17 protein-coding genes and 4 pseudogenes are annotated in these 19,169 nt (G+C 62.3%); 3 read left to right on the top strand and 18 right to left on the bottom strand.

The genetic code is table 11. The features are described 5' to 3' along the window. Window positions 1-92 precede the first annotated feature (92 nt). From lpdA to eno, 8 genes and pseudogenes are all read right to left on the bottom strand, one after another. The gene (lpdA, locus tag ACIU1A_RS10800) at window positions 93-1,538 is read right to left on the bottom strand and encodes a dihydrolipoyl dehydrogenase (protein WP_404927266.1); all 1,446 of its coding nucleotides are present in this window, start codon (window positions 1,536-1,538) and stop codon (window positions 93-95) included. A gap of 15 nt (window positions 1,539-1,553) precedes the next feature. Beyond that, a complete protein-coding gene (locus ACIU1A_RS10795; protein WP_140584652.1) occupies window positions 1,554-2,189 on the bottom strand; it encodes an SGNH/GDSL hydrolase family protein in 636 nt (211 codons plus the stop codon). 123 nt (window positions 2,190-2,312) lie between these two features. After that, window positions 2,313-3,263: pseudogene (locus ACIU1A_RS10790) on the bottom strand (2-oxo acid dehydrogenase subunit E2); the annotation flags it as partial. A gap of 128 nt (window positions 3,264-3,391) precedes the next feature. Next, window positions 3,392-3,706 (bottom strand): annotated as a pseudogene (locus tag ACIU1A_RS10785) (biotin/lipoyl-containing protein); the annotation flags it as partial. Between the two features lie 18 nt (window positions 3,707-3,724). Continuing rightward, window positions 3,725-5,115, bottom strand: a pseudogene (locus ACIU1A_RS10780) (pyruvate dehydrogenase complex E1 component subunit beta). 15 nt (window positions 5,116-5,130) lie between these two features. After that, window positions 5,131-6,168, bottom strand: coding sequence for a pyruvate dehydrogenase (acetyl-transferring) E1 component subunit alpha (pdhA, locus tag ACIU1A_RS10775; RefSeq protein ID WP_140525504.1), 1,038 nt, complete (start codon window positions 6,166-6,168; stop codon window positions 5,131-5,133). A gap of 214 nt (window positions 6,169-6,382) precedes the next feature. Next, a complete protein-coding gene (locus ACIU1A_RS10770) occupies window positions 6,383-6,706 on the bottom strand; it encodes a septum formation initiator family protein (RefSeq protein WP_404927265.1) in 324 nt (107 codons plus the stop codon). 158 nt (window positions 6,707-6,864) lie between these two features. After that, window positions 6,865-8,139 (bottom strand): phosphopyruvate hydratase, encoded by a 1,275-nt coding sequence (eno, locus tag ACIU1A_RS10765; protein WP_404927264.1) that lies wholly within the window; start codon window positions 8,137-8,139, stop codon window positions 6,865-6,867. A 199-nt stretch (window positions 8,140-8,338) separates the two neighbouring features. Here eno and ACIU1A_RS10760 point away from each other — a divergent pair, with 199 nt between their 5' ends. Beyond that, window positions 8,339-8,461 carry a hypothetical protein gene (locus tag ACIU1A_RS10760; protein ID WP_263483006.1) on the top strand — a complete coding sequence of 41 codons (123 nt, stop codon included), beginning with the start codon at window positions 8,339-8,341 and terminating at the stop codon, window positions 8,459-8,461. A gap of 68 nt (window positions 8,462-8,529) precedes the next feature. On the opposite strand, the gene ACIU1A_RS10755 is transcribed toward ACIU1A_RS10760, so the two are convergent. The 7 genes and pseudogenes from ACIU1A_RS10755 to ACIU1A_RS10725 all read right to left on the bottom strand — a co-directional run bounded on the left by ACIU1A_RS10755 (window position 8,530) and on the right by ACIU1A_RS10725 (window position 14,981). Continuing rightward, window positions 8,530-8,895, bottom strand: a complete 366-nt coding sequence (locus ACIU1A_RS10755; protein ID WP_140501340.1) for a PRC-barrel domain-containing protein — start codon at window positions 8,893-8,895, stop codon at window positions 8,530-8,532. Between the two features lie 173 nt (window positions 8,896-9,068). Beyond that, window positions 9,069-9,914, bottom strand: coding sequence for a 3-deoxy-8-phosphooctulonate synthase (gene kdsA / locus ACIU1A_RS10750; protein ID WP_404927263.1), 846 nt, complete (start codon window positions 9,912-9,914; stop codon window positions 9,069-9,071). Then, window positions 9,911-10,801: a VOC family protein gene (locus tag ACIU1A_RS10745; RefSeq protein ID WP_404927262.1), complete on the bottom strand. Its 891-nt coding sequence runs from the start codon at window positions 10,799-10,801 to the stop codon at window positions 9,911-9,913. Before ACIU1A_RS10745 ends, kdsA begins: the two co-directional genes overlap by 4 nt. Before the next feature lie 48 nt (window positions 10,802-10,849). Continuing rightward, complete coding sequence (locus ACIU1A_RS10740) at window positions 10,850-11,140, bottom strand: Dabb family protein (protein ID WP_140501335.1); 291 nt, start codon at window positions 11,138-11,140, stop codon at window positions 10,850-10,852. 118 nt (window positions 11,141-11,258) lie between these two features. Continuing rightward, the gene (locus tag ACIU1A_RS10735; protein WP_263486323.1) at window positions 11,259-11,393 is read right to left on the bottom strand and encodes a hypothetical protein; all 135 of its coding nucleotides are present in this window, start codon (window positions 11,391-11,393) and stop codon (window positions 11,259-11,261) included. Window positions 11,394-11,585: 192 nt separating this feature from the next. Next, a pseudogene (locus ACIU1A_RS10730) lies at window positions 11,586-13,564 on the bottom strand (bifunctional 2',3'-cyclic-nucleotide 2'-phosphodiesterase/3'-nucleotidase). Window positions 13,565-13,715: 151 nt separating this feature from the next. Beyond that, window positions 13,716-14,981 carry an NAD(P)/FAD-dependent oxidoreductase gene (locus ACIU1A_RS10725; RefSeq protein WP_140525508.1) on the bottom strand — a complete coding sequence of 422 codons (1,266 nt, stop codon included), beginning with the start codon at window positions 14,979-14,981 and terminating at the stop codon, window positions 13,716-13,718. 165 nt (window positions 14,982-15,146) lie between these two features. Here ACIU1A_RS10725 and ACIU1A_RS10720 point away from each other — a divergent pair, with 165 nt between their 5' ends. Next, window positions 15,147-15,806 (top strand): 5-formyltetrahydrofolate cyclo-ligase, encoded by a 660-nt coding sequence (locus tag ACIU1A_RS10720; RefSeq protein ID WP_140515432.1) that lies wholly within the window; start codon window positions 15,147-15,149, stop codon window positions 15,804-15,806. A gap of 30 nt (window positions 15,807-15,836) precedes the next feature. On the opposite strand, the gene ACIU1A_RS10715 is transcribed toward ACIU1A_RS10720, so the two are convergent. Then, the gene (locus ACIU1A_RS10715; protein WP_140501327.1) at window positions 15,837-16,310 is read right to left on the bottom strand and encodes an Lrp/AsnC family transcriptional regulator; all 474 of its coding nucleotides are present in this window, start codon (window positions 16,308-16,310) and stop codon (window positions 15,837-15,839) included. A 158-nt stretch (window positions 16,311-16,468) separates the two neighbouring features. Here ACIU1A_RS10715 and ald point away from each other — a divergent pair, with 158 nt between their 5' ends. Continuing rightward, window positions 16,469-17,584, top strand: coding sequence for an alanine dehydrogenase (gene ald / locus ACIU1A_RS10710; protein WP_404927261.1), 1,116 nt, complete (start codon window positions 16,469-16,471; stop codon window positions 17,582-17,584). Window positions 17,585-17,960: 376 nt separating this feature from the next. Here the strand turns inward: ald and ACIU1A_RS10705 are convergent, their stop codons facing one another. Continuing rightward, window positions 17,961-18,428, bottom strand: coding sequence for a DUF1203 domain-containing protein (locus ACIU1A_RS10705; RefSeq protein WP_140525509.1), 468 nt, complete (start codon window positions 18,426-18,428; stop codon window positions 17,961-17,963). 144 nt (window positions 18,429-18,572) lie between these two features. After that, window positions 18,573-19,130, bottom strand: coding sequence for an OmpA family protein (locus ACIU1A_RS10700; RefSeq protein ID WP_140501321.1), 558 nt, complete (start codon window positions 19,128-19,130; stop codon window positions 18,573-18,575). Window positions 19,131-19,169: the final 39 nt, after the last annotated feature.

The following is a 19,169-nucleotide window of genomic DNA, read 5'->3' as shown; positions in this document are numbered from 1 at the left end:
CTCCTTGCTTGAGAAAAAACGCATCCGGAACCGAACTAACTTGCCGTCGAGCTCCTGCGGCTTTCGCATCTGAGTCTCGTGCGGCCAATCTATCATGCGTTCAACGCACGGCCATAGGCGTCGAGTACGCTTTCCTTCATCATCTCCGACAGCGTCGGGTGCGGGAAGATCGTGTGCATCAGTTCTTCCTCGGTCGTCTCGAGGTTCATCGCAACGACAAAACCCTGGATCAGTTCGGTCACTTCGGCGCCCACCATGTGGGCGCCAAGCAGTTGGCCGGTGTTCTTGTCGAAGATGGTCTTGATGAAGCCCTGGTCCTCGCCGAGCGCGATGGCCTTGCCATTGGCGGCGAACTGGAAGCGGCCGACCCTGACGTCCTTGCCCTCGGCCTTGGCTTTCGCTTCCGTCAGGCCGACCGAAGCGACCTGCGGATTGCAATAGGTGCAGCCAGGGATCTTCAGCTTGTCGGTGGCGTGCACGCCGGGGAAATTGGCGATCTTCTCGACGCAGACGACGCCTTCATGCTCGGCCTTGTGGGCGAGCATCGGCGGGCCGGCGACATCGCCGATGGCGTAGATGCCGGACACATTGGTCTTACCGTAGCCGTCGACGACGACGCAGCCGCGCTCCGTCTTCACGCCAAGCGTCTCCAGGCCGAGGCCCTCGATATTGCCTTGCACGCCGACGGCCGAGATCATGCGATCGGCCGTGATCTTCTCCACCTTGCCGTCCTTCATCTCGACATGCGCGGTGATCGAGTTGGCGCCTTTCTCGACCTTGGTTACCTTGGCTTCGAGAATGATTTTCATGCCCTGCTTCTCGAACTGCTTCTGGGCGAATTTCGACACCTCGGCGTCCTCGACCGGCATCACGGCCGGCAGCAGTTCGACGACGGTCACGTCGGCGCCCATGGTGCGGTAGAACGAGGCGAATTCGATGCCGATGGCGCCCGAACCCATCACCAGCAGCGACTTCGGCATTTCCTTGGGCACCATGGCCTCGAAATAGGTCCAGATCAGCTTGCCGTCCGGCTCGATGCCCGGCAGCGCCCGCGGCCGGGCGCCGGTCGCCAGTATGATGTGCTTGGCGGTGTAGGTGCCCTCGCCCTTTACGCCTTTCGGCACAGGCGGCTGCGGCTCCATCGGCTTCTTGGCCGTCTTGGAGACGACGATCTCGCCCGGTTTTGTCAGCTTGGCCTCGCCCCAGATGACGTCGACCTTGTTCTTCTTCATCAGGAAGGCGACGCCGCCATTGAGCCGCAGCGAAACCTTGCGCGAGCGGTCGACGACGGCCGACGTGTCGACGCTGACCTTGCCGTCGAGCTTCAGTCCATAGTCCTTCAGATGGTCCGAACAATGCATGATCTCGGCCGAACGCAGCAACGCCTTGGTCGGAATGCAGCCCCAGTTCAGGCAGATGCCGCCGAGATGCTCGCGCTCGACGATCGCCGTCTTGAAACCGAGCTGCGCGGAACGCACTGCCGTGACATAGCCGCCGGGACCGGAGCCGATGATGATGACGTCGTAGTTCTCAGCCACGGTTTTCTCCTTCAATCACAATTCCAGCATGACGCGCACGAGAGGCGTCAACGCCTCGCCGATGTTTCGCGTATTTTCGGCATCGAGATGGACGCCGTCGAGCGGCGTGGTCTTGGCCACAGTGCCGGCATCGAAGAAGCCGCAGCCAGCCTCATCGGCAAGCGCGGAATATTGCGGCGCAAGCTCTTTGGACGCATCGTCGCCGCCGGCAAACATCGCCTTGAACTCGGCATCTTCGGTGCGACTGACGAGAGGCGGCGAGACGATGAGGATCTGCGGCGGCGGCCAGTCGAACGGATAGTCGTGGCCGCGCACGATGTCGATCAGGCGCTGGATGCCTTGTTTGGCCGCAACGGGATTGCCGTGGATCCAGGGCTTCATGTCGTTGGCGCCGAGCATGATGACGATGACGTCGATCGGCGCATGCGTGGTCAGCACCGTCGGCAGCGTTCTTGCGCCATTGCGGTCGGCGCCTGCCAGGTGATCGTCGAACGCCGTTGTGCGGCCATTTAGCCCCTCGGCAATGACATGCACGCCGTCACCGAGCCCAGCCTGCAGCACGCTTGGCCAGCGATCCTCAAGCGCATGGCGGCCACCCTCGGCATTGTAGCCCCAGGTCAGCGAGTCGCCGTAGCAAAGAACCGTCTTCATCTTGCTCAACCCGCCCTTGCGAGGGAGTATTCTTCCTCGGCATTGGTGACGACGGCGAATTCCTGCGCCTCCAAGCCGCCGGCGAAGAGGCTGGTGAAGAATTTCCGCACCGCCTTGTTCTTCCTACACCAGCATGCCCATCGGGTTCTCGATCAGCTTCTTGAAGGCGACCAGCAGTTCGGCGCCAAGTGCTCCGTCCACGGCGCGATGGTCGGTCGACAGCGTCACCGACATCACCGTGGCGATTTTGATCTCGCCGTTCTTGACCACCGCCCGCTCCTCGCCGGCGCCCACTGCCAGGATCGTCGCATGCGGCGGGTTGATGACGGCGGCGAAATCCTTGATGCCGAACATGCCAAGGTTCGACACCGCCGTGGTGCCGCCTTGATATTCCTCCGGCTTCAGCTTGCGGCTGCGCGCGCGGCTGGCCAGGTCCTTCATCTCGTTGGAGATCACCGACAGCGTCTTTTCGTCCGCCTTGCGGATAATCGGCGTGATCAGACCGCCGGGGATCGACACGGCGACGCCGACATCGGCATGCCTGTGCTTGACCATGGCCCTTTCGGTCCACGAGGCATTGGCATCCGGCACCGCCTTCAGGGCCATGGCCATCGCCTTGATCACCATGTCGTTGACCGACAGCTTGTAGGCGGGCGCCTCGCCCTTTTCGGTCTTCTTTACCGGTGCGGCCGCATTGAGCTGCGTGCGCAGCGAAAGCAGCGCATCGAGCTCGCAGTCGAGCGTCAGGTAGAAATGCGGGATGGTGGTCTTGGCCTCGACCAGCCGCCGCGCGATGGTCTTGCGCATATTGTCGTGCGGGACGAGTTCATAGGAGCCTTCCTCGAACAGGCGCAGCACCTGATCGTCCGACATCGCCTTTACCGGCGCGGGAGCAGCGGCCGGCGCGCCAGCCGGAGCTTTGGCAGCGGGTGCCGCCTTGGCGCCGCCGCCGGCTATGGCGGCATCGACATCGGCCCTCACCACCCGGCCATGCGGGCCGGTGCCGGTCACGGCAGACACATCGACGCCCGCCTCTTTGGCAATACGGCGCGCGAGCGGCGAAGCAAAGGTGCGCCCTTCACCCTCCCCTTGTGGGGAGGGTCGGCAGGCCTTCCGGCCGGGGTGGGGGTCGCGGCGGTGGGTTCACCCGCGGCGCGACCTCCCCCATCGGACGGAGAGGTGGGAGTCTCGGTCTTCGATGTCTCAGCCTTGGGAGGCTCCGCTTTCGCCGGTGCGGCATCGCCACCGCTTTTCGCGGCGGCACTTGCGTCCTCACCCTCGGCGGCAAGCACGGCGATCAGCGCATTGACCTTGACACCTTCGGTGCCGGCGGGAACGACCAGTTTCGCCACCGTGCCCTCATCGACGGCTTCGACTTCCATCGTCGCCTTGTCGGTCTCGATCTCGGCAATGACATCGCCGGGCGAAACCTTGTCGCCCTCCTTCACGAGCCACTTCGACAGATTGCCCTCTTCCATGGTGGGCGAGAGGGCCGGCATGGTGATGTTGATTGGCATTGTGTCCTCCCGCCCGGTTCAGCGATATGAGACGGCTTTGACGGCCTCGATGACTTCGCCGACATTCGGCAAAGCCAGCTTTTCGAGATTGGCCGCATAGGGCATCGGCACGTCCTTGCCGGCGATGGTGATGACCGGCGCGTCGAGGAAATCGAAGGCTCGCTGCGACACCTGGTTGGCGATATGGTCGCCGACCGAGTTCTGCGGAAAGCCTTCTTCCACCACGACCAGCCGGTTGGTCTTCTTCACCGAGGCGATGATGGTGTCGAAGTCGAGCGGACGGATGGTCCTGAGATCGATGATCTCTGCGTCGATGCCCATGCCGCGCAATTCCGCTTCGGCCTTGACCGCATAGGTCATGCCGATACCGAAGGAGACGATGGTGACGTCCTTGCCTGATTTGTGGATGCGCGCCTTGCCGATCGGCAGCACGAAGTCGTCCAGCTTCGGCACGTCGAAGGACTGGCCGTAGAGGATTTCGTTTTCGAGGAAGATGACCGGGTTCGGGTCGCGGATCGCCGCCTTGAGCAGTCCCTTGGCGTCGGCGGCGGTATAAGGCATCACCACCTTCAGGCCCGGTATATGGCTGTACCAGGCGGCGTAGCATTGCGAATGCTGGGCGGCGACGCGAGCCGCAGCACCATTCGGCCCGCGGAAGACGATCGGCGCGCCCATCTGTCCGCCGGACATATAGAGCGTCTTGGCGGCCGAGTTGATGATCTGGTCGATCGCCTGCATGGCGAAGTTGAAGGTCATGAATTCGACGATCGGCTTCAGGCCGGCCATCGCCGCACCGACCCCGACGCCGGCAAAGCCGTGCTCGGTGATCGGCGTGTCGACGACGCGACGCGGCCCGAACTCCTGCAGCAGGCCTTGGGTGATCTTGTAGGCGCCCTGGTACTCGGCAACTTCCTCGCCCATGACGAAGACATCGCCGTCGCGGCGCATTTCCTCCGCCATGGCATCGCGCAGCGCTTCGCGCACCGTGGTCGAGACCATTTCGGTACCGGCAGGGATGTCAGGATCGGCGGCGACTTCCGTTTTCGGTGCGGCTGCCACAGGTGCCGCTGCCTCGCTCTTGGCCGCCGCGGGGGCGGTGCCGGCGCCGTTGCCTCACCCTTGGCGGGCTCTTCACCGATGCCTTCGCCGGCCTTGTCGACGTCTTCGCCATCGACAGCCAGGACGGCGATCACCGCGTTGACCTTGACGCCTTCGGTGCCTGCGGGAACCACGATCCTGGCAAGCGTGCCCTCATCGACAGCTTCGACTTCCATCGTCGCCTTGTCGGTTTCGATCTCGGCGATGACCTCGCCGGCCACGACCTTGTCGCCCTCGTTCTTCAACCACTTGGAAAGATTGCCCTCTTCCATGGTCGGCGAAAGGGCGGGCATGAGAATTTCGATCGGCATGTCCTTGCCCTCCCGTTACAATACGATGTCGGTCCAGAGCTCGGACGGATCCGGCTCGGCGTCGTGCTGGGCAAACTCGGCGGCATCGGCGACGACGTCGCGAACCTCCTTGTCGATGGTCTTCAATTCGTCCTCGCTTGCCCACTTCTTCTGGATCAGCCGCGCTTTGACCTGCTCGATCGGGTCATGCTCGGAGCGCATCTTCTGCACTTCTTCCTTGGAGCGGTATTTCGCCGGGTCGGACATCGAATGGCCCCGATAGCGGTAGGTCTGCATTTCGAGGATCAGCGGCCCATTGCCGGCACGGCACCATTCGGTGGCGAGATCGCCGGCGGCCTTGACAGCACGCACGTCCATGCCGTCGACCTGGATGCCGGGAATCTTGAACGAGGCGCCGCGATTCGAGAAGTCGGTCTCCGCCGAGGAGCGCGATACCGAGGTGCCCATGGCATAGCGGTTGTTCTCGATGATGTAGATCACCGGCAGCTTCCAAAGCGAGGCCATGTTGAAGCTTTCGTAGACCTGGCCCTGGTTTGCGGCCCCGTCGCCGAAATAGGTCAGCGTGACATTGTTGTTGCCGCGATAGCGGTTGGCGAAGGCCAGGCCCGTGCCGAGCGACACCTGGGCGCCGACGATGCCGTGGCCACCGTAGAAATGCTTCTCCTTGGAGAACATGTGCATGGAGCCGCCCTTGCCCTTCGACAGGCCGCCTCGGCGGCCGGTCAGTTCGGCCATGACGCCACGCGGCGACAGTTCCATCGCCAACATATGACCGTGGTCGCGGTAGGCCGTGATCATCTGGTCACCGTCGATCAGCGCCATCTTCATACCGGTGACGACCGCTTCCTGGCCGATGTAGAGATGGCAGAAGCCGCCGATGAAGCCCATCCCGTAAAGCTGGCCGGCCTTTTCCTCGAAGCGGCGAATAAGCAGCATATGCCGGTAGGCGGCAAGCTCCTCGTCCTTGGTGAATTCCACTGGTTTGGGCGCGGAAAGGCCCGATTTGCCGTCGGATTTCGATTTGGCAGGCGCTTTCCTGGCTGCGGTTGCCATGCATCACTCCCTGTTGGCGTCTCTTCGCGGACATTTCGAGCAAGATGAAATCTGCTCGAGCAAGATGAAATCTGCTCAGGGGAGATCAGCTCTCCCCACTGATTTTGGGGAGGCTAACACGTGAGAACGTGTTCCGCCATGTCGAAATTGCATAGCTGGCATGCGACTAAGCAATTAGAATCATTGAAAATATTGGTGATTAACCTGATATTGGTTACTTTGCCGAGGCCGGCAACATGATGGTGATTTCGTCGGCCTGGGACAAATTCAGCGCCTTACGCGCCTGCTCGTCGAGCATGTCCTTCTCCAGCGTGCCGTCGTGCATCAGCTTGACGCGCCGTTCCAGCTCCATCCTGCGCGCCTTGATCGCATCGAGCTGGGCCTGCAGGGCAACAGTCTCGGCCTCCAGCTGGTATTTCGAATTGATGCCGAACTCGCCGTGATAGGCATGAAAGCCGAAATAGGCCAGGAACACCGCGCAGAGCGAGGGGATGATCAGCCGGCCGGTGTTTCTCTGTTTGTGCTGACGCGTCCACATCGTCCGTTCCCTCGCAGTCGCGAACTCGGGCGACCACGGTCTTTTTCGCTCCATTGTGCTTAACGGACGGTTACGGATGACGCGTCCACAGGCGCTCCAACGAAAAAAGGGCGGGAATTCCCGCCCCTCACCGCCATGCCTGCGTCAGATGCTCCGGCTCAGCCCTTCAACATCGACCTGCCGGCGTAGCGCGCCTGCTTGCCGAGTTCTTCCTCGATGCGGATGAGCTGGTTGTATTTGGCCATGCGGTCGGAACGCGACAGCGATCCGGTCTTGATCTGCCCGCAATTGGTGGCGACGGCGAGGTCGGCGATGGTCGAATCCTCGGTCTCGCCCGAGCGATGCGACATGACGGCGGTGTAGCCGGCCTTGTGCGCGGTCTCGACGGCATCGAGCGTCTCGGTCAGCGATCCGATCTGGTTGACCTTGACCAGGATCGAATTGGCGACCCCCATGCGGATGCCGTCGCGCAGGCGCGCCGTATTGGTGACGAAGAGATCATCGCCGACGAGCTGCGTCTTCTTGCCGATCAGGTCGGTCAGATATTTCCAGCCTTCCCAGTCATCCTCGGCAAGGCCGTCCTCGATCGAAATGATCGGATAATCGGCGGCGAGCTTGGCCAGGTATTTCGCCTGCGCCTTCGGATCGCGTGTCTTCTTCTCGCCTTCATAGACGTAGTTGCCGTCCTTGAAGAATTCCGTCGCGGCGCAATCGAGGCCGAGCGCAATCTCCTCGCCCGGCTTGAAGCCGGCCTGCTCGATCGACTCCATGATGAAATCGAGCGCCACCGGCGCGCTCTTCAGGTTCGGGGCAAAGCCGCCTTCATCGCCGACATTGGTGTTGTGGCCGGCGTCCTTCAGCTTCTTCCTCAGCGTGTGGAAGACCTCAGAACCCCAGCGCACGCCTTCGCGCAGCGTTGGCGCACCGACCGGCAGGATCATGAATTCCTGGAAATCGATCGGGTTGTCGGCATGGGCGCCGCCATTGATGATGTTCATCATGGGTACCGGCAGCAGATGCGCCTTGGTGCCGCCGACATAACGATAGAGCGGCAGGCCGGCGGCTTCGGCCGCGGCCTTGGCCACCGCCAGCGACACACCGAGAATAGCGTTGGCGCCGAGCCGGCTCTTGTTGGGCGTGCCGTCGAGTTCGATCATGGTCTGGTCGATGTGGATCTGGTTTTCGGCTTCCATGCCGCCGATTGCCTCGAACAGTTCGCCGTTGACCGCCTCGACGGCCCGCAGCACGCCCTTGCCGAGATAGCGGGCGCCGCCGTCGCGCAGTTCGACGGCTTCATGCGCGCCGGTGGAAGCTCCAGACGGCACGGCCGCGCGGCCCATCGAACCGTCTTCGAGCACGACATCGACCTCGACGGTCGGATTTCCACGGCTGTCCAGGATTTCACGCCCGACAATGTCGATGATGGCGGTCATTGCGATGTCCCCGATTGATCTGACGAAACGTCGCGCCCGTCTTAGCCAAAGCGGCGCAAAAGGCAATCGGGCCACCGGCAATTATTGCCGCCGGCGCGATTCACGAAGCGCAAATTCCTGTCATCATAAGTCATGCGCCATAGGGTGGCCGCCGGTCTATGATGGCAGCTGCGCGGGGCGAAACAGGAGGAGTTTCGCCATGTCCGAGTTGAGCGGTATCGTGAGTTTGTTCCTGATCGCGGCGGCGTTCCTGACGTCCTGCGACAACCAGCAGCCTCCACAGGGCGCGGTGCAACTGTCGACCCTCCGCAGCGCGGAGTAGGCACTACAGACGATCATGTAAAAGGCCCCCGCTGCATTTGCGGGGGCCTTTCACGTCAGGCTGGCTGGTCAATGCCAGTAAGGCTCGACCTTGTAGTAATTGTAAGAGGCGTCACGTGCGGCCTCGCCATCGGCGCCCGTCAGCTCGTTGATCGAATAGGCGGGAGCGGCTTTCAGCTGGTCCTTGGAGAATGGCACGACATAGCCGCCCCGATCCTCATCGTAATCCAAACTCGCCCACGGGATGGCGTGATATTTTTCACCCATGCCGAGAAAGCCGCCGAAACCAATCACAGCGAACATGATGCCGTTGGACAGCTTGTCGAGCATGACGTCCTCGATGCTGCCGATCTTCGTTCCTTCGGTGTTATAGACGGATGTGCCGATAACCCGCGAAGCAGCGATAGCCTCTGTGTGTCCTGCCTGGGTTGTCATGATGTGCTCCTCATTGTCGTTGCTCTGGACTTTCACAATGAGGGGCGAGATCGAAGGTTCCCGACTTTTCCGCCGGTCTGTTCGACTTTTTCCGCCCGTATGAAGGTGACTTCTCACTGACGTGGCAGGCCGATATATGCCCTCAGCGGCGACGACCTTCAGCTGCGCCGGGGTCAGCGGGCCTTCGCTACCCGATCGAACGCCATCAACCTTTCCAGAAGTGCCGGCATGTCCTTCAGCGGCACCATGTTCGGTCCGTCGGACGAGGTCGAATTATCCGGATCCTGGTGGGCCTCGATGAAGACGCCGGCAACGCCGACAGCGACAGCCGCGCGGGCCAAGGTCTCGACAAAGCGGCGTTCGCCGCCGGAGGAACCACCCTGCCCGCCCGGCTGCTGGACCGAATGGGTGGCGTCGAAAATCACAGGCGCGCCGATGTCGGCCATAATGGGCAGGGCCCGCATGTCCGAGACAAGTGTGTTGTAGCCGAACGAGGCGCCGCGCTCGGTGGTCAAGACATTGGGGTTGCCGGAGCCGGTGATCTTGGCCACCACGTTCTTCATGTCCCAGGGCGCGAGGAACTGTCCCTTCTTGACGTTGATCACCTTGCCCGTCCTTGCGGCGGCAACCAGCATGTCGGTCTGACGCGACAGGAAGGCCGGGATCTGCAGCACGTCGACATGCGGCGCAACGATGGCGCACTGTTCCTCGGTGTGGACGTCGGTCAGAACCGGCAAGGAGAATTCCTTGCGCAACTCGTCGAAGACCGGGAGCGCCGCCTCCATGCCGGCACCGCGCGTTGCCGACAGGGAGGTGCGGTTGGCTTTGTCGTAGCTGGTCTTGTAGACGAGGCCGATGCCCAACCTGCCTGTCAGTTCCTTCAGCGCGCCGGCCATGTCGAAGGCGTGCTGGCGTGATTCGAACTGGCAAGGGCCGGCGATCAGCGACAGCGGTGCTGCGTTGTCGAAGACGACATTGCCGACGGTTACCGATGAATTGGGCGCCAAGGCGTTGCTCATTGTATCTCCCGAAAGATGAAGGCCGCGCCCTGCCCGGATGTCGGCTGCACGACGATATCACTGCCCGACATATCGTATCTGATGGAATTGGCTGCAAGCAGACCTGCCGCGACGGCGGCACGCCGAACCGAAAAGACGACTGCCGCGAAGCGGAGTTGCGTCGGCTTACCGGCGGGCACGCCAAAGCGTGCCGTGAAAGAGGCCGGGTCGAGTACAGCCAAGATAGCGTTAGGTAGACGAAAAATGGAGGCGCGCGCGTCAGCCGTCGGATCGTTTACTGCCACGGAAATCAGCCGGCGCTGCTCGGCGGGCTCGTCGCTGATCGCCACGATCTCGACAATTCCCGTGGCACCGTTGGCGTGAGCCTGCAGCGCTGTGCGGTCCACTTCCGGCGCATTGACGCGCTGGCAGGCGAACAGGAACGCATCGGTCGAACGGCTGGCCGAAGCGAAGGCCAGTTTGAATGACGCCATGTCGCTTTTGCCGGCAGCGTCGGTGAACGCCCGCGAAAAGCCCAGCATGTCCCCGCCCGACAGGCTCGCATCGACAAAGCGTGCATGGTCCGCATCGGCGTCGTCCGTGGTCAGGACCACGGCGGAAAAACCTTCATTGCCATTGCGGTCACGATAGAGCCGGTCGCGCGCGACGAAGACATTGCCCTGGCCGGCGGCCTTCATCGCGGCGTGATCATCGCCGACAGCCAGCGGTTCCAGATAGGTGCCGTCCGCGAGGAAGACGCAGCAATTTTCCGTGCCGAATGGATGGATGCCTGTCGGCGCGACGATGAAGCCGAGGGCCGTTAGCCGCGCCCGCGCCACATCCAGGCTCGAGGTCGGCAGCACGAGGTGATCGAGCGGATGAGTGCCTGTGGGTGGTGTTTGGATCATGCCAGCGCGGTGTGCATCATTGCGCAAAAGGGTTCAAGGGCGCCCGAATCAGCTTCCGGCCACCACATCGGCGGAATAACGCAGTTCGCGCAATGGCTTGACCCTGCTGGTGGTCTGCGCATAGAGCGGATGCGCCTTGTAGGCGGCCAATGCGGCGGCATCCGTGAATTCGGCATAGACGACCACGTCGATCTCATCCGACAGCGGATCGACCTTGGTGTTCAGCGTCACCTCGAACAGGCTGGAATGGGGAATGCCGCCGAGCGCCAGCAGCCCAGAGCGCACTGCCTCCACATCCTCGCCACGCCGCGCGCTGAAGAAAACGATATGCCGGATCAACCCCGCCTCCTCGATCAAAAATCCGGGGTCTTTTGTGACGACGAAACCGTCAGGTCAACCGTTCAGGGTGCCGCGCGTCCTTGCGACGCGCCCGGGATGCACGAGACCTGAACGGAAACTAGGCCTTGCCGGTGACGTAACGCACCACGTGAGAGACATTCCTCACCGTCATATCGAGGTACCGGCCCTGGTTGTAGAGACCGTCCCAGATCAGGAAAAACGCAACGGCGGCGATGACGATGACATAACGCATGGCTAATCTATCGCATAAGCCCGGCTGTGCTCATAGACGTTTCCGCCAGGCAAAGATGGGATCCGTGTCGACCCTCGTCCGGTATGTGAACTCTCGGCACTTGGAACTGGCAAATCAATGCCGGCGCGCCTTCGATCTCGTCGCCGGCGACTGGCCGGGCATGATCCAGAAATGGCCAATTGCGAATGGCGGTCAGAGAAGGATGCGGTATTTCGCAAATCCTGCCTCGCCGGCGCCCGCCGGCTCGATCTTCAACGACTTCACTTCGGCGATGAAGTCCTTCGCCTTGGGCCCTGTCTCGAACACGACGCTGGTTCCGGGCAGCGGCGCGAATGACCAGTTGCCGTCCGCCGACGGATTGATCGTGCCCTGCTTGACGATGTAGCGGACGATGACGTCGCGGTTGGTGTCTGGCGCTTCGTAGATAATTTTGGAAGCGTCGATGTCAGGAAAATTGCCGCCGCCTCCGGCCCGGTAGTTGTTCGTTGCAACGACAAATTTCTGATTGGGATCAATCGGTTTGCCGTCGAACATCAGGCCGACGATGCGATTGGCACTAGCATTGGCCAGCCCGCCCTTGGCATCGTATTTCGGCGGCTGCGACAGATCTATTCTGTAGGTGACGCCGTCGATAACGTCGAAATTGTAGGACGGAAAGTCGGTGTTGATGAGCGCCTGGTCGGCCTTGCCAGGTTCGATCCGGTTGAAGATGCCGGCCGACATTTCCAGCCATTCCTTGACCTGCGCTCCGGTGATCTCAACGGCCCGCACGGTGTTGGGATAAAGGTAGAGGTCGGCGACGTTCTTGATGGCGATGTCGCCTGCCGGCACATCGGTGTAGTAGTCGGCGCCGTTGCGCCCGCCGGCCTTGAAGGGGCTGCCGCCGACAGCAGCGGCATGTCCTTCCATTGTGTGTTTTTCAGGATGTCCTGAAGGTACCAGGTCTGCGCCTGGCTGACGACCTGAACCGACGGATCGTCGGCGACCAGCGCGAAATAGGAATAGAGCGGCGCTGCGGTCTTGCCGACGGGACGACGCACATAGGCGAGCGTTGCCTGGTGGTCCTGCTCGAGCGCGGCGATGATGCGGTTGTCGTCCGCGACAGTCGGCTTGTTCTTGTTGTCGACACGTTCGAAGATCGGCCGCGCTTCCGAGGTGGCGGACACGATCTTCCATTTCGAGCCGTCGCGCTCCAGCATCAGGTCGATCAGGCCCATATGCGAGCCCCAGAAGCCGCCCATGACGGCCGGCTTGCCCTGCAGCGTACCCTTTTGCGCATCGACGCCTTCGAGCGCCTGAAAATCCTTCTTGCCAGGGAACACCAGATGCTGGTGACCCGTGAACACCGCGTCGATGCCTTCGACGCCGGCGACAAAGAACGATGCGTTCTCCATCATATCGCCCTGCTTGACGTCGATGCCAGAATGCGAGAGCGCGATGATAATGTCGGCGCCCTCTTCCTTCATCTGCGGCACCCAGGCCTTGGCGGCCTCGACAATGTCGCGCGTTCTGACATTACCTTCGAGGTTCTTGAGATCCCAGACCATGATCTGCGGCGGCACGAAGCCGATGATGCCAATCCTGATCGGTTGCTCGGTGCCTGAACCGTCGCTGATCTTCTTGTGGAGGATGACGTAGGGCTTGAGGTAGAGCTTGTCGTCGCGCGGGTTCGCGGCAAGCTCGGTGCCGCGGATCAGGTTGGCGCAGACGAAGGGGAAATTGGCGCCGGCCAGAACCTTGTCCATGAAGGACAGGCCGTAGTTGAATTCGTGGTTGCCCAACGTCGAGCACTCGTAGCCGAGCAGGTTCATGCCTTTCATGATCGGATGCAGGTCACCGTCCTTCATGCCCTTTTCATAGGCGATGTAGTCGCCCATCGGATTGCCCTGCAGCAGGTCGCCATTGTCGATCAGCATCGAATTAACGGCTTGCTTGCGCACCGCGTCGATCAGGGAGGCCGTGCGCGACAGTCCCATCGTGTCATTCGCTTTGTCGGCGTAATAGTCATAGGGCAGCACATTCACATGGATGTCGGTGGTCTCCATGATCCGGAGATGCGCCTGGTTGGTCTGGGCGCGGGCGGAGAAAGGGTGAAGCGCAATTAGCGCGCCCGTGGCGGCGGCGCCCGCGAGGAGACCGCGGCGGGAGACGGAATGGAGCGGCTGCGACATGTTTTCTCCTTTTCGACGACACGAAAGACCCTGCCCGAAGCGAACTTCGCGCTGAAACCTATTCGAGTCCATTCAAGAAGTTGCGCGCGTCGGAGCTGTCAGTCGATCAGCAACAGATGACGCGCGGATGAACGGTCGCAAGCGCGGAAGATCAGCCCTTGTCGTCGTCGCCCTGCGTGATCAGGCGGGCGCTGCGTTGGCCCGTGACGTAGATCCATAGCCAGCTCAGCGACACCGCGAGCCGGTTGCGGAAGCCGATCAGGAAATAGATGTGCGCCAGTCCCCACAGCCACCAGGCCGGCCAGCCGGTCAGCCTGATCCAGCCGAAATCGATCGCCGCGGCGCGCTTGCCGATCGTGGCCAGGTCCCCGGCATGCTTGTAGTGGAACGGCCGTACGCTCGTATCGCCGGCAAGCCTGGCCTTGATGGTCGCGGCAACATGGCGGCCCTCCTGCTTGGCGGAAGGCGCCACGCCGGGAACGGGCCGTCCATCGGGCCGCAGCACGAGAGCGGCGTCGCCGATGACGAAAATCTCGGGGCTGCCCGGCACGGTGAGATCGGGTTCAACCAGCACCCTTCCCGCCCGGTCGGCGGCGGCGCCCAGCCATTCGGCTGCCGGCGAAGCGGCAACGCCCGCCGCCCACAATATGGTCCTCGCCGGCAGATGCGTGTCGCCGAAGACGACGCCCTCGGCGTCGCAGCGCGTGACCGCCCGGCCGAGTTCGATCGTCACGCCGAGCCGCTTCAACGCCTTTCCGGCATAATCGGACAGTTTCGGTGCGAAATTGGCCAATATGCGGTCGCCAGCCTCGATCAGCACCACACGCGTCTCGCGCGTGTCGATGTTGCGGAATTCGCCGCGCAGTGTGTCGTGCGCCAGTTCGGCAATGGTGCCGGCAAGTTCGACACCGGTCGGACCGCCGCCGACGATCGCGATCGTCAGCAGCGCCTGGCGCCTGGCAGGATCGGTTTCCCGTTCGGCCTGCTCGAAGGCGAGCAGAATACGCCGTCGGATGGTGGTGGCGTCCTCCAGCGTCTTCAACCCTGGCGCGAACGGCTCCCATTCGTCGTGGCCGAAATAGGCATGTCGGGCGCCGGTGGCGAGCACCAGCGTGTCGTAGGCGACGGTGCTGCCGTCATCGAGCAGCACGCGCTTTCCGGCTCGGTCGATGCCGGTGACATTGGCGAGCAGCGTCGTCACGTCCTTGCGCTTGCGCAGCAGGTGGCGGATCGGCCAGGCGACCTCCGAGGTCGCCAGCGCCGTCGTTGCGACCTGGTAGAGCAGCGGCTGGAAAAGATGGTGATTGCGTTTGTCGATCATGGTGATGCGCACGGGCGCACCGGCGAGAGCGCGGGTGAATTCGAGGCCGCCGAACCCCGCCCCTACGACGACGACATGGTGATTGGCTTGATCCATCGCATTCACCCTGACCAGCAATATCGCATGCCTTTGATGTAGGAGCTTTTGTGCAATGCAACAACACGAAGGCCGTGCCCGAGACTCGTCGTTCCATGTCGTGAATGCACATGTCGCATCCCCCCGCCGGGTATAGCGTTATGGAAAACAGCGATGAGGTGAAGCATGGCCAACGATCACGACGACCAGGGTCCGGCGCAATATTCCTCGCCGCCATGCTTCATGCACGAACTCGATCCCGCGTTTCACGCGCCGATATCCGATTGGACCGACGTCAGACGATGGCGCAAGGCCGAACGGGAACGCCTGATCGCGGCGCGTCTCGCGGTTTCCGCCGATGCGCGAACGGCGATGTCGCAGAGCATCGCCGGAGCCCTCGACGCGGCGATCGGCGATATCGACGGCCGCATGGTCAGCCTCTATTGGCCGTTTCGCGGCGAGCCGGACCTGCGGCCATGGATGGCCGCCATCAATGAACGAGGCGGGCGCACCGCGCTGCCCGTCGTCATCGAAAAGGCACAGCCGCTGATCTTCCGGGCCTATGTTCCGGGCGACCGGCTGGAGAAGGGCGTGTGGAACATTCCGATTCCGGCCGAGGGCGAACCGGTCTTGCCCGACATCGTCATCTCGCCGATCGTCGGCATCGATTCCGGCAATTATCGCCTGGGCTATGGCGGCGGGTTCTATGACCGAACGCTGGCGGCGATGCCGTTCAAGCCGCTGGTCATCGGCGTCGGCTACGAATTGCAGCGCATCGCCACCATCTACCCGCAGCCGCACGATATCCCGATGGACCGGATCGTGACGGAGGCTGCCAAGGCGTAGACGGCTGAAGGCATGGAAGGCTGAGAATGCTCAGGCCATTTCGGGCTTCAGGCCCATCGCCGTCCGGTCGACGATTTCGCGCAGGGCAAAAGACGAATTGATCTTCGTCACATGCGGCATCGCCGACAGCCATTCCTTGTGGATGCGTTCGTAGTCGGCAAGGTCCTTGGCAGCGATTCTGAGAATGTAGTCGTACTCGCCCGACATCAGGTGGCAGGACAGCACGTTCGGGCAGCGCTTGATCGCAGCTTCGAAATCCGACAGCGTCTTCTCGAACTGGCCCGACAGCGATATGTGCACGATCGCCGTCATCTGGTGACCAAGTGCTGCATTGGAAAGCCGGGCATGATAGCCGCGGATGGTTCCGGATTTCTCCAGATTGTCGAGCCGGCGCGAACAGGCCGACTGGGACAGGCCGACCCTTTCGGCAAGGGCGGCGTTCGGCATCCGGCCATCCTTCTGCAATGTCTCCAGAATGGCGATATCAATCCTGTCGAGCGGCATTCTTCGTGATTCCTGCGAATTTTTATGCATTTTACGCAACAATTATCGAATAGCGAGCCCTCCTGCAAGTGCATTCGCAAACACTTACGCAACGATTCGTGGTTGACTACGTCAATACAGGGAACGAGCCCCGAAGGGCCGTGTCAGGAGAAAAGAAAATGCGCGTCGGCTGCCCCCGGGAAATCAAGAACCATGAATATCGCGTCGGACTTACGCCCGGCTCGGTCCGCGAATATGTCGCCCACGGACATGAGGTGCTGGTCGAGACCGGCGCCGGGGCTGGCATTGGCGCCGACGACAGCGCCTATCGCGCCGCCGGCGCCACCATCGCCAAGACGGCGGCCGATGTGTTCGCCAAGTCGGATATGATCGTCAAGGTCAAGGAGCCGCAGCCTAACGAATGGGCCCAACTGCGCGATGGCCAGATCCTCTACACCTATCTTCACCTCGCTCCGGATCCGGAACAGACCAAGGGCCTGCTCGCTTCGGGCGTTACCGCCATCGCCTATGAAACGGTGACCGATGACCGGGGCGGCCTGCCGTTGCTGGCGCCGATGTCGGAAGTCGCCGGCCGCCTGTCGATCCAGGCCGGCGCTACGGCGCTGCAGAAGGCCAATGGCGGCCGCGGCGTGCTGCTCGGCGGCGTGCCCGGCGTGCTGCCCGGCAAGGTCACCGTGCTCGGCGGCGGCGTCGTCGGCCTGCACGCAGCCAGGATGGCGGCTGGCCTGGGCGCCGACGTCACCATCATCGACCGCTCGATCCCGCGCCTGCGCCAGCTCGATGACCTCTTTGCCGGCCGCGTCCATACCCGCTACTCGACCGTGGAGGCTCTGGAAGAAGAGTGCTTTTCCGCCGACATCGTTGTCGGCGCCGTGCTGATCCCGGGTGCTGCGGCGCCGAAGCTGGTCTCGCGCGAAATGCTTTCGGGCATGAAGAAGGGGTCGGTGCTGGTCGACGTTGCCATCGACCAGGGCGGCTGCTTCGAGACCTCGCACGCGACCACACATGCCGAGCCGACCTACGAGGTCGACGGCGTCATCCACTACTGCGTCGCCAACATGCCGGGCGCCGTGCCGGTCACCTCAGCACATGCACTCAACAACGCGACTCTGCACTATGGCCTTCAGCTCGCTGACAAGGGCCTGAAGGCGCTGGTCGACGACCATCATCTGCGCAATGGACTCAACGTCCACAGAGGCAAGATCACCAACCGTGCGGTCGCCGAAGCGCTCGGCTACGAACTGGTCGAACCGAAGGCGGTTCTCGCGGCCTGATTCTCCTGAGAGGATACCTGCCTCCCGTCAGCCCGCCGGTCATTCCCGGCGGGTTTTTTCTTTCCGGATTGGCGGCTGTCAGGCCTGCACCCGGCTCGGACTTAAAACATGTGCCGCAACCTGCGTCTCGGCGCCAATTGCAAGTTTAACTGAGCCCTCCAGGCAAATAGTCGAAGCCCATATGCTTCTTTGCGCAGAAAATTTCTGTGGAAGGTTCAGGCAAACAAAAAAGCGGAGCCAAGGCCCCGCTTCCTCGATGTCGAGATTTGCCGCCGGTTCATCCGCGGTCGACAAATCGATCGACGGCTACCCGTGTACCGCAATGGTATGACAGGAGTACGACAGCGCTCCGCTATCGCACCGCCACATGCGCCCGTCAGACACGTTCGATCCGGCACTGGAAGCAATTGTTGCGCGCCGAGCGGACATGCACGTAGGCAATCTCGTCGCGTTCCAAGAGAGCCTCGGCGCGCGCGGCGATCGCATCGGTCGCAATGACGCCACCGCTGCCATAGACGATGCGGTCATCCCTGCCGTAGCCGCGCACTATATAGTCCGGGCCTTCGAGAATTTCGGGAAGTGCCTGAGATTCCGCGGCGCGCTCGCATTCCTGCGCGTGAAGGAAGATCGGTCCGGTCTCGGCATAGGGCTGAAGTTTGGGGAATGGCCGGTAGGCCAGGATGAGATAGTCGTCTCCGTCGGCGATGTTCTTCAGGCAATGCCGGCATGGCATGCCGTCGCCGTCGGAGACCTTACGCTCGGGCGTGTTTCCATAGGCATCGGGCCCGCCGCGCTGAAGCGCTCGTACATCTTGTGTCGGCAAGGCTTTGAACTGGATGGTCATGGCGAAAATCTCCGATGTCGTTGATCGGAAATTATGCGCATCAGCCCCCGCCTCCCACCCGATTCCTGACAATCATTGGCCCCTTGGTCGGCTTGTTCCAGCCGACCAAGGCAAGGCGAACTTCACCGGATTGTCGGAACTCCCTCAGCGAATGAAGTCGTCAAAGCGACGGAGGGTGACCCGCCGGTTCCGCCAGTTTTCGTTCTGCGTCTGCACCAGCAGGAATTCCTCGCCATAACCGACCGTCTCCAAAGCATAGGCCGGCACGCCGAACTCGCGCACCAGCGTGCGCTTCAGCGAGGCGGCGCGCTGTTCCGACAGGATCCGGTTCGATTGGAAGGAGCCGACGGCGTCGGTATGGCCCTCGATGAGGACGCGCGCCCCGGGGTTGCGGCGCAGGATACGCTGCAACGCATCGGCGATAGTGTCGATCTTGTCGTATTGCGAGCTGGAGATCGCGGCCGAGCCGAAAGCGAAATTGATCGACTGGATATCGATCGACCGGGCCATGCGGCGCAGGTCCGGCCGGCGCTTGAACTCACGGATGGTGACGCGCTCGTTCGGGCGCAGCTTCACGCGGGGTGCCGCCTCGAGCTTTCGTTCGATGGTTGCGGCCGAAGGCGTTGTCGCCTGCGCGGCGGCGAGACCGGGCATTGCGATTGCCGCGATCAGCGCGGCGGCAAGGGTACGGCGGGTCAGCATGTCTTTTTCTCCTTCGGCCCGTATTATGTGCGGGCAAGA

Origin of the sequence: Mesorhizobium maamorense, assembly GCF_044998965.1 — a bacterium.
Lineage (GTDB): Bacteria > Pseudomonadota > Alphaproteobacteria > Rhizobiales > Rhizobiaceae > Mesorhizobium.
Note: the sequence above shows the minus strand (reverse complement) of the source record. Positions and strands in the feature narration are given on the sequence as shown.